Origin of the sequence: uncultured Modestobacter sp. (genome assembly GCF_947486615.1) — a bacterium.
Lineage (GTDB): Bacteria > Actinomycetota > Actinomycetes > Mycobacteriales > Geodermatophilaceae > Modestobacter.
Genome location: NZ_CANKUD010000023.1, coordinates 1 through 8,027, shown reverse-complemented (window position 1 = coordinate 8,027; position 8,027 = coordinate 1). Strand labels below are relative to the sequence as shown.

6 protein-coding genes and 2 pseudogenes are annotated in these 8,027 nt (G+C 70.3%); 2 read left to right on the top strand and 6 right to left on the bottom strand.

The window, feature by feature from the left end; genetic code table 11:
• Positions 1-343: 343 nt before the first annotated feature.
• The 3 genes from Q1A09_RS22490 to Q1A09_RS22480 form a co-directional block, all read right to left on the bottom strand.
• Positions 344-604, bottom strand: coding sequence for an ANTAR domain-containing protein (locus Q1A09_RS22490; RefSeq protein ID WP_299960620.1), 261 nt, complete (start codon positions 602-604; stop codon positions 344-346).
• A 186-nt stretch (positions 605-790) separates the two neighbouring features.
• A complete protein-coding gene (locus Q1A09_RS22485; RefSeq protein ID WP_299960617.1) occupies positions 791-2,488 on the bottom strand; it encodes a SpoIIE family protein phosphatase in 1,698 nt (565 codons plus the stop codon).
• Positions 2,489-2,659: 171 nt separating this feature from the next.
• Positions 2,660-3,367, bottom strand: coding sequence for an ANTAR domain-containing protein (locus Q1A09_RS22480; protein ID WP_299960614.1), 708 nt, complete (start codon positions 3,365-3,367; stop codon positions 2,660-2,662).
• A 311-nt stretch (positions 3,368-3,678) separates the two neighbouring features.
• Between Q1A09_RS22480 and Q1A09_RS22475 the strand changes: the two genes are divergently transcribed.
• On the top strand, positions 3,679-4,173 hold the full coding sequence (locus Q1A09_RS22475) for an ATP-binding protein (protein ID WP_299960611.1): 495 nt from the start codon (positions 3,679-3,681) through the stop codon (positions 4,171-4,173).
• 479 nt (positions 4,174-4,652) lie between these two features.
• On the opposite strand, the pseudogene Q1A09_RS22680 reads toward Q1A09_RS22475, so the two are convergent.
• The 3 genes and pseudogenes from Q1A09_RS22680 to Q1A09_RS22675 all read right to left on the bottom strand — a co-directional run.
• Positions 4,653-5,192 (bottom strand): annotated as a pseudogene (locus Q1A09_RS22680) (recombinase family protein); the annotation flags it as partial.
• A 311-nt stretch (positions 5,193-5,503) separates the two neighbouring features.
• Positions 5,504-6,091, bottom strand: coding sequence for a hypothetical protein (locus tag Q1A09_RS22465; RefSeq protein WP_299960608.1), 588 nt, complete (start codon positions 6,089-6,091; stop codon positions 5,504-5,506).
• A 36-nt stretch (positions 6,092-6,127) separates the two neighbouring features.
• Positions 6,128-6,370: pseudogene (locus Q1A09_RS22675) on the bottom strand (RCC1 domain-containing protein); the annotation flags it as partial.
• A 372-nt stretch (positions 6,371-6,742) separates the two neighbouring features.
• On the opposite strand from Q1A09_RS22675, the gene Q1A09_RS22460 reads away from it, so the two are divergent.
• On the top strand, positions 6,743-7,885 hold the full coding sequence (locus Q1A09_RS22460; RefSeq protein WP_163613159.1) for a glutathione-independent formaldehyde dehydrogenase: 1,143 nt from the start codon (positions 6,743-6,745) through the stop codon (positions 7,883-7,885).
• Positions 7,886-8,027 lie beyond the last annotated feature (142 nt).

Below are 8,027 nucleotides of genomic sequence, written 5' to 3'. Positions count from 1 at the left end.
AGGGCGCCGATGGCGGCGAGGGTGGCCTCGCTGGGCTGGATCTGCAGGGCGCCGATGGCGGCGAGGGTGGCCTCGCTCGGCTCGATCCTCATTGCACCGATGGCGGCGATCGCCGCGTCAGTTGCGGCAGCGGGGTCGACGCCCGAAGCAGGCGTGGACGTCGGCCGACTTGTGTCGTCGCTGGAGGGGGCTCCGTCAGTCGGAGGTGCATCCGTCCCCGACTGGGCGTCCTCGTCAGGCAGGTCATCCGTCGACTCGGTCACGCTGGCACGCTAGCGCCTGGGTCTGACAGGACCGTTACATAACGTCCTTTATCTATGGGTGGTCGTTGAGCGTCAGTCGGTCAGAGGTGGCCGGTGTAGATGACTTCTTCGGCGATGGCTGCCAGCTTGCGGTTCTGCTGTTGGCTGGACTGGACCAGGCGGTTGAAGGCTTCCGCCTCGGTGAGCTGGTGGTGGGTCATGAGGATGCCCAGGGCCATGCCGATGCGGCGGTTGGACTGCACGGCCTTCTGCAGGTGGTCGATCCGACCCGCGAGGACCTCGGCATTGGCGCGGCTCTGAGCCAGCTCTGCCCGAAGGGCTGCTTCGTCCGACTCGGTCATGGGTGGGCCACTGGGTCAGCGTGGCACAGCCGGATGCGATGGAAGACGGTGTCGTCACCGATCAGGAGCCGGTCCGGCTTGGTTGGGCCTCCGTGGTGGGCGTTGTCCGTCGTCACTCTGCGGCCGTGGGCGCGCCGCGGTGTCGCGTGGGCGGCGGTCCGGTGGGTTCCCTGCAGGTCGTTGTCGTCAGGGTGTGTCGGGCTCGTCGGGGACGGAGTCCGGTATGCGTTGCGGGCCGGCTTCTGGCGGTCGGGGTCCGTGCTGATCGTGCAGGCGGATGGCGATGAGGGCGATGTCGTCTTCGGGCTGGTCGTCGACGAGGTCGTGCAGGAGACCGTCGAGGAGGTCGTCGAGGCTGTCGGCGCGCCGCTGGGCGAGTGCGGTGAGGAGCCGGGCGGTGTCGGTGTCGAGGTCGGAGCGTCGTTGTTCGATGAGGCCGTCTGTATAGAGCAGGACGGTTGCGCCGCGGTCCAGGACGGTGGTGTGCTCGGTGCGGAGGGTGGGCTGTATGCCCAGCAGCAGGTCACCGCGGCGGTGGCCGGGTTGCTCGATGCGCCCGTCGGCGTGCAGGACCAGAGGGGCGGGGTGCCCGGCGCTGGCCCACACCATGCGGGTCACGCCCTGGGTGCGCTCGTGCTCGGTCTGTTCGAACCGCAGGACGGTGGCAGTGGCCAGACCGGTGATCATGAGGACCTCGAGGGAGGCGTCCAGGCCGCGCAGGACCTCGGCGGGGCCGGCGTCGCTGTAGGTGGCGATGCCGCGCAGCAGCCCGCGGAGTTGGCCCATGGTGGCCGCTGCGGCGGTGTCGTGGCCGGCGACGTCGCCGATGACGAGCATGGTGGTGCCGCTGGGCTGGAGGAACGCGTCATACCAGTCCCCGCCCACCCGCGCGGCCTGGGCGGCCGGGAGGTAGCGGGCCACGATCTGGCCGTGGTCTGGTTCCGGTGGGGCGGTGAGCAGGGACCGCTGCAGGGCCTCGGCGAGCTGGGCCTGGTTGTCCACGCGTCGGGCGGTGCCGAGGACGGTGCCGAAGCGGGTGGCGATCTCGGTGAGGATCAGCTCGTCCACCGGGTGCGGGGCCCGGTCGGCGGCGAACAGGAGCGTGAGGGCACCCAGCACGGTGCCGGCGTCGGCGATGGGCAGGTGTAGGGACCAGCTGTCACCCAGCGGGCGCAGGCTGTCCTGGGCAGGCCCGGGGGTGAGGGCGTCGGCGATTCGGGCGGCCGAGGAGCGCACGGCCTTGCCGGTCCTCATCACCTGCCCCAGTGGTGCGGTGGTGGGCACGGTGTGGGGACGTAGTCGCGCGTAGTGCTGCAGGGCGATGGCCAGGTGGGGGTCGCGGTGGGCGGTGGCGAGGTCGCGGCGCTGTCCGTCTGTGTCGATCAGGCTGATGATCGCGCCGTCGCTGAGCCGAGGGACCAGGGCGGTGACGACGCCGGCGATGGAGGCGGGCAGGTCGGAGGTGGTCAGCAGGTCGGCATTGATGCCGGCGACCAGCTCCAGCCGTTCCCGCGCCTGCGCGGCATCGTGGCGGGCCTGCACCTGGGCGGTGACGTCGGTGAAGTAGACCCTCAGCCCGCCCTCGTGGGGCAGGGCACGGATCTCGACCCAGACCTCGAGCGGGGCGGGGTAGTAGACCTGGAACAGGGCCGGTCGGCAGGTGTCCACGGCCTGCCGGTACTCCCGCTCCATGACCGTGCCCACGGCTGAGGGGAAGGCCTCCCAGTGGTCGCGGCCGGTCAACGATCCCGATGCTGCTGCGGTGATGGCCTCGGCGGTGCGATTGGCGTGCACGATCCGCCAGTGCCGGTCGATGGTGGCCGCACCGACGCCCAGGTCGTCCATCGCCGCAGCCACGGCCAGCAGCTCAGCTGTCGGGGTCACCAGTGCAGCCAGGAGCGGGTCGCCGGCGATCAGCGTCGCCTGAGGCCGCGGTCGACCGGGGGAGCGAGGCATCGAGTGGTACCTCTCCCACGGGCGGTCAGGACGTGACGATGCTATCGGGGGTGGGACCACCTGCTCCCCCGTTCAGCGGTCTTCCCGCTGCTCGGTGGACTACCTGGGGTGGTCGGCGTCCGGGGCCAGGTCCCGCGGCCGGACCTGTCCGGAGACCAGCGTGGCGGCGAGTGCGTCGACCGTCGTGCTGCTGCCGTAGGCGTGGGCGCGCAGCAGGGCCAGCGCGTCGGCGCCGGGCAGGCGCAGGCTCCCGCTGACCATCCCGATGGCCTGCCAGACCAGCGCGCGCCGTTGCGCAGGCGGTGTGTCGGTCCAGCCCGGCAGTTCCGAGTGGCGCTGTGCGCCGCGGCTGGCTGCCTGCAGGACGGCCGTGACCTGACCGCCGACCGTCACTGCGTGCTCGATGCTCAGTGCGTCGGCCCCGTCGGGGGAGTCGAGGTAGAACTCCAGGACTCCCACCCCCAGCAGCTCATCGGGCAGGGGGAGGGTGAAGATGCTGCGGACCGGTGTCCGGCTGGCGACTGCGTCGAAGAAGCCGGGCCAGCTGGAACGGAGGGTCGACTCGGAAGCCAGGACCGACTTCCCACTGTCGTGACAGGCCACGCACGGGCCCTCCCCGGTGGTGAACTGCTGCCGCTCCACCTCACCGGACGCCGGATCGCTGGCCCCCAGCGGCAGATGCCGCTCGGGGGCGAAGCAGAGGCTCAGTCCAGCCCCGAAGACCGGCAGCACCGAAGCGCTGGCGCGCGCGAGCCGCTCGGGCAACAGCTCGACGCCGGGTAGTTCCTCGGCCGAGGCGGACAACACGGTGTGGAATTTCTCTACGAGGGACACGATCTCCCAGCCGGCTCGCCGTGCACCGGGTGCACAGGGTCAGGAGCCGGTTGGTCTCACCAGCTCCTGATAGATGTCCAGACCGTCCCTGCTGGAAACCATCCCACGATGCGGAGCGCAGCTCAGGACACCGGCGCCCGACTGCCGTCCGACCAACACGAGCCCGCCCCGTGTTGACCGCCGGAGAACCTCCGCCGGTCACCGAGAGTTGTTACCTTCCCGCGCGCTGTACGCCAGTCCCAGGCGCTGCCGCCCCTGCTACCGGTGAGGTCATCACGGTGGTCATGAAGCACCAGTCGTGGACCGCTGGGCAGTACGGCCAGGTCGCGGCGTCCTGGCACGAGGACACGCCGGCGCCTCCCGCGGCGGACTCCCGACTGACCCTGGAACTGGCGACACTGGCCCTGCTGAGTCGCGTCCGCCGCCAGGTCCGCAGCTTCCTGCAGGACTCACTGGACTCCGACGGCGGTGCCGGGTGCGGGCCAGATGAGGCGCAGGACGCGGTCGAGAGCGCGATCCTGGTGATCGACGAGCTGGCATCCAACGCGGTGCGGCACGGCCTGGCCCCGGCCAGCTTGCACGTGTGTGATGAACCAGGGCGCTGGGTCGTGATGGTCACCGACAGTGCCCCGCACCGGCGTCCCACGCCGGCCAGGGACCGGCCGGCCGAGGCCGGGGGCATGGGCCTCTACGTCGTCGCCGACCTCACCGCCGAGCACGGGGTGCACTACGCGCCGGCCCACAAGATCGTCTGGGTGTGCATCGACAAACCCCGCTGAGTCCGCGGCGCCGTCACCAGCGGTGTCCGCGCCCCAGCCATGAGCCGGCCCAAGATCCCGGCGCCGTCACTCCCGGGCTCCCTTCCGCTCTTTCCGGCTCAGGAGCCCGGGACGCCGTTGAGCAGAGTGCTGACGTGCTCATCGACGAGGCAGCCGCACGGTTGGGCTAGGACGACCACGACCGGTTCCCGCTGGCCGGGGACGCGGGCGTACTGCTCCTCGATACCAGTCGTTGGACGAGCGCAGAGGGGGCAGGCAGGTGCATGGCCCGCCGGCCAGCCGAAGGCCTCCAGTTCCTCACCGCGGCGGCGCGCCTGCCGGCCCAGCAGCTGGATCGCCAGCGCCGGTGCGGCACCCGGCGCCAGTGCCGGCGCCGGTGCCGCCGAGTCCAAGCCATCCTGCATCGGCACCTCGATGGCCGTCTGCTCGGCGGTGACCGCGTCATCATCTGGACTCTCGGTCTCCTCAGGTACCTGCGCCAGGGCGCGCACTAAAGAGCTGCGGCCGACACCCAAGGTGGCGGCGATCTGGATCAAGGTCATGCCCTGGGCGCGCATCGCCTGGGCGGCGACAACCCGCTCGGAAGTCATGACCGTGGGGCGCCCGCCGGCGCGGCCGCGAGCTCGCGCCGCGACCAGCCCGGCGCGGGTCCGCTCGCTGATCAGCCGGCGTTCCATCTGGGCGACGGCAGCAAAGATGTGGAAAACAAGCTCCCCGCCGACGGTGGTGGTGTCGATGGCCTCCGTCAGCGACCGGAACTGGATGTTGCGGGCACCGAGGTCGTTGACGATGGTGGTGAGGTCGGCGACCGATCGGCCGAGCCGGTCGATCCGCCACACGGCGAGGGTGTCCCCGGGGCGCAGGAAGTCCAGGCAGGCGGTCAACTGCGGGCGGGCGGCGGTGGCGCCGGAGGCGTAGTCGGTGAACACCCGCACCGCCCCGGCGGCGGTCAGAGCGTCGAGCTGCAGCGCCGGGTCCTGCTCGAGTGTGGAGACCCGCGCGTAGCCGACCATGTTCACGCGCGCAGGCTAGCGGGAGTGGCCCACAAACGTCTCGCGTTCGGAGATTCGGGCCGTTGATTTCGGGCACGGGTTCTGGGCTGGTTGACCCGTCGGCTGACCTGCGGAAACACCCGACGAGTCAAGGGGTGCGCGAGGAGGCCCAAAAACGGGTGGTTGCGGGCCGCAGTTTCGGAACCCCTTTTCGGTCACGCGGCGCGTGATGGCCGTTTTCCGCTAGTTGCTCCTAGTGGGTTCCCGGGGTGATGAGCTTGGGTTGGTGATGACTGGCCCCCAGTGATCAGCGCCGGACGGCAAGTGGTTGAGGTCCCCTACTCAGGGGCGTGGTCGGCGGCACGCCAGGCTGCGATGTCGCACTGACCGTCATCGTTGTTGCCGGTAGCGAGAACAGTCCCATCGCTGCGGAGGCCCAGGGTGTGGGTCGATCCGCCGGCGACGGCGACGACCTCCCGCCATGACGAGACGTTGCACTGCCCGCGGCTGTTGTCGCCAGCGGCAACGACGATCCCTCCTGCGGTGACACCGAGGGTGTGATGGCTACCGGCTGACACCCCGATGATGTCGCGCCAGGCGCCGACTTCCTCGACACCGGACGCTCGGCTCCCCACGGCGAGAACTCGTCCGTTCGAGGTGAGGCCGACGGTGTGTAGGTAGCCGGCTGCGACTGCTCGCAGATCTCGCCAATGAGCGACGTCGCACTGCCCTCGCCGGTTGTTACCGGTGGCGAGGGCTGTGCCGTCTGTCGCCAGTCCGACCGAGTGCCAGTCTCCGCAGGCTGCGGCGATGATCTCGCGCCACGGCTCGACGTCGCAGGCTCCCTCGGTTCTGCGCCCCGCCGCGAGCACCCCGCCGTCAGCGAGTACGCCCAGCGTGCGCCGCCAGCCAGCGGCGATGGACACCACGCCCTCCCACGCGGCGGCGTCGCACTGACCGTCTCCGTTCCAGCCGGTCGCAAGGACCGTGCCATCGGCTCGAAGTCCGACGGTGTGTGACCGACCGGTGTTCGAGGCCGTGTGTACGTTTCCAGCAGCCACCGAGACCACATCACGCCACGTCCCCACGCGGCATTCCTCAGCCGATCGGGTCCCGGCAGCGAGCACCGAGCCACCGACGCCAACACCGACCGAGTGTCGCCGTCCAGCGGCGATCACAGCGTGCTGCGCATCGGAGCGTCGCATGTGGAGAGCCGCATCAGGGGTCATCGCCCGCCACCCCATCACGTTCGTGCAGCGCCCGCATAGCCACCGGTGTTCGGTGCCCGAAAACGGTCGAGTATCGGTCAGTCCGTTAACGGGGGTTTTCGAGCTATGCCGACCTGGTCGGTCCGAGTGTGCGGGACCAGTTTGGTGGCTTCCGCGGAGCTGACGAAAGGGGTTTAAACGGCGTCGAATGCAGCCTGGGGACCGGACGGATGGTGGTGCGCCGCCCAGAGATGGTTGAACCCCCCGGGCACCGGGCAGGCCAGGGGAGCGCGAGGAGCGCCGGGAGCCACAGCGGTCGAGCATCGGCCGTGCTCCCGCGTCCCGCGATCAATCCCTGGAGGTACCCCCATGCGTGCACTCGTCTACAACGGCCCCCGCGACGTCTCGGTCCAGCAGGTCCCCGACGCAAAGGTCGAGCATCCCACCGACGCCGTCATCCGGGTGACCGCGACCAACATCTGCGGCTCCGACCTGCACATGTACGAGGGCCGCACCGACCTGGAGACCGGCATGGTCATCGGCCACGAGAACCTCGGCGAGGTCGTCGAGGTCGGGGCAGGCGTGACCAAGCTCAGCGTCGGCGACCGCGTCGTGCTGCCGTTCAACATCGGTTGCGGCTTCTGCGAGAACTGCGAGCAGGGTCGCACCGGCTTCTGCCTCACCGTGAACCCCGGCGTCGCCGGCGGCGCCTACGGGTTCGCCGGCATGGGCGGGTACAGCGGTGGCCAGGCCGAGTACCTGCGCGTCCCCTTCGCCGACTTCAACGCCCTCCAGCTCCCCGAGGACAGCGTGGAGAAGGAGAACGACTACGTCATGCTCGCCGACATCTTCCCCACCGGCTGGCACGGCACCCGGCTGGCCAAGGTCGCTCCCGGTGACTCGGTCACCGTCTACGGCGGTGGCCCGGTCGGCCTGATGGCCGGCTACTCAGCGGTGCTCCAGGGCGCCAGCGAGGTCTACGTGATCGACCACCTGGCCGAGCGTCTCGCGCTGGCCGAGGAGTTCGGCGCGATCGGGATCAACTCGAGCACGGGCGACCCGATCGAGCAGATCAAGGACGCCACGAAGGGCCGCGGCACCGACCGCGGCGTGGAGGCGATCGGCTACCAGGCACACGACAGCCAGGGCGTCGAGCAGCCCAACATGACGATGAACGGCCTGGTCGAGGTCGTGAAGGCCACCGGCACCATCGGCGTGGTCGGCCTGTTCCTGCCCGAGGACCCGGGCGCCTCCGACGAGCTCGCCAAGAAGGGCCAGCTGGCCTTCGACTACGGCAAGTTCTGGTTCAAGGGCCAGACGATCGGCAACGGCCAGGCCAACGTGAAGAACTACAACCGCGCGCTGGCCCGGCTCATCCACCAGGGCAAGGCCACCCCGGCCCGCCTGGTCAGCCACAACCTGGGTCTGGACGAGGCGCCCGAGGCCTACCGGCACTTCGACGCCCGCGACCAGGGCTGGACGAAGGTCGTCCTCAACCCCACGAAGGGCTGAGACCGCCGACCGGGCGTCGGGTCGAACAAGGACCCGACGCCTGGTTGCCGTCCGCCAGTGTGAGCCGATGGAGCTCATCCGCCACCCCTGGTGGGTACGGCTGCTAGCAAGCCGCCGGGGTCCACCCCCCCCCCCCCCCCCC